General features: G+C 64.3%; 2 protein-coding genes. Both read left to right on the top strand.

Annotated elements, in window-relative coordinates; all coding sequences use genetic code 11:
* The first annotated feature begins 26 nt into the window (after positions 1 to 26).
* Positions 27 to 956 carry an ABC transporter permease gene (locus tag ACNPM4_RS09725; protein ID WP_029262912.1) on the top strand — a complete coding sequence of 310 codons (930 nt, stop codon included), beginning with the start codon at positions 27 to 29 and terminating at the stop codon, positions 954 to 956.
* A partial coding sequence (locus tag ACNPM4_RS09720; protein WP_448985529.1) for an ABC transporter permease occupies positions 946 to 1,763 on the top strand: 818 nt, incomplete at its 3' end. The genes ACNPM4_RS09725 and ACNPM4_RS09720, both read left to right, overlap by 11 nt.

Genomic DNA, 1,763 nt, shown 5'->3' with positions numbered 1-1,763 from the left:
CGCACGGCGCGGTTGAGTTCACGCCTATGACTGCCTACATCATTCGTCGCCTTCTTCAGGCGATACCCGTCTTCCTCGGGGCGACCTTCCTGATCTTCTCGATGGTCTTCCTGCTACCGGGTGACCCGATTCTCGCTCTGTTCGGTGACAAGACACCGACCGATGCGCAGTACGCCGCCTTGCAGGCGCAGTACCACCTGGACCAGCCGTTCTTCACGCGCTACCTGATCTACCTCGGCGACCTGTTCCAGGGCGACCTGGGAACGACTTTCCGCGGCCAGAGCGTCAATGAGATCCTCGCCGCGAAGTTCCCGGTGACGCTGCGCCTCGCGCTGCTGGCGATCGTCATCCAGCTGCTCTTCGGCGTCGTCGTCGGTCTCATCTCCGGCCTGCGCAAGAACAGCCTTTTCGACCACGCCTCGATGCTGGTGAGCCTTCTGCTCATCTCGATCCCGGTGTTCGTGCTGGCCTTCATCGCGCAGTACTTCCTCGCCATCGAGTTGCATCTGTTCCGACCGACGGTCGGACGAGGTGCGCCCTGGTCGGACCTGATACTCCCGGCGATCGTGCTCGCCGCACTGAACTTCGCCTACGTGGTGCGGCTCACGCGCAACTCGGTCATCGAGACGCGTCAGCAGGACTTCGTGCGGATGGCGTTCGGCAAGGGCCTCCCCACGCGGCGCGTCATCCCGGTGCACGTGCTGCGCAACTCGCTCATTCCCGTGACGACGAACCTCGCTGCCGACTTCGGCATCCTGATCGTCGGCGCCACCGTCACCGAGGGCGTGTTCAACGTGCCCGGTATCGGAAACGAGCTCTTCAAGGCCATCAACCAGCACGATGGGCCGGAGATCGTCTCGATCGTGACCGTGCTCGTCGTGATCTACGTCCTGGTCAACCTGTTCATCGATCTGCTCTACGGTGTGCTCGACCCGAGGATCCGCTATGTCCGATAACACTCCCACCCGCCGCATGGCGCACTATGTGGCCGAGGCAGACGAGGGCGGCCTCGGGGCCGTCGATGCCGTCCGTGTCAGCGAGCGCAAGAGCAACCTGTGGCTCGATGCGTGGCGCGACCTCCGTGGTCGCTGGATGTTCTGGACCGCCGGCGTCTTCGTCGTGCTGCTGGTCATCATCGCGTCGTTCCCCGACCTGTTCGCTCCGGTCGACCCCTTCCAGTGCGACCTGAAGTTCTCGAACGACGGCCCTTCCGCAGGGCACCCGCTCGGGTACACCTTCCAGGGCTGTGACGTGTACTCCCGTGTCGTGCACGGCGCAGGGACCTCGCTGTCGGTCGGCATCCTGGTGACGATCATCATCGCTGCCATGGGCATCGTGATCGGTGCGTTCGCCGGTTTCTTCGGCGGCTGGATCGATTCGCTCCTCATGCGCATCGGCGACATGTTCTTCGCGATCCCCTACGTGCTGGCCGCAGTGGTCATCATGTCGATGTTCCTCGACAACCGGAACATCCTCGTGGTCTCCCTCGCGATCGGCTTCTTCGGATGGCCCTCGGTGGCGCGCATCCTGCGCGCCGAGATCCTGCGCGTGCGTTCGGCCGACTTCGTGATGGCGTCCGAAGCGCTCGGGGTATCCCGGGTGCGGACGATGTTCTCACACGTCATGCCGAACTCGATCGCCCCGGTGATCGTGCTCAGCACGGTCGGTCTGGCCGCGGCCATCACGGCCGAGGCCACGCTGTCCTTCCTGGGCGTCGGTCTGCCGCCGGAGTTCATCTCCTGGGGTAACGACATCGCGGCCGC

The sequence above is a fragment of the Microbacterium umsixpiens genome (assembly GCF_053543675.1).
This window is presented reverse-complemented; position numbering and strand designations above follow the sequence as displayed.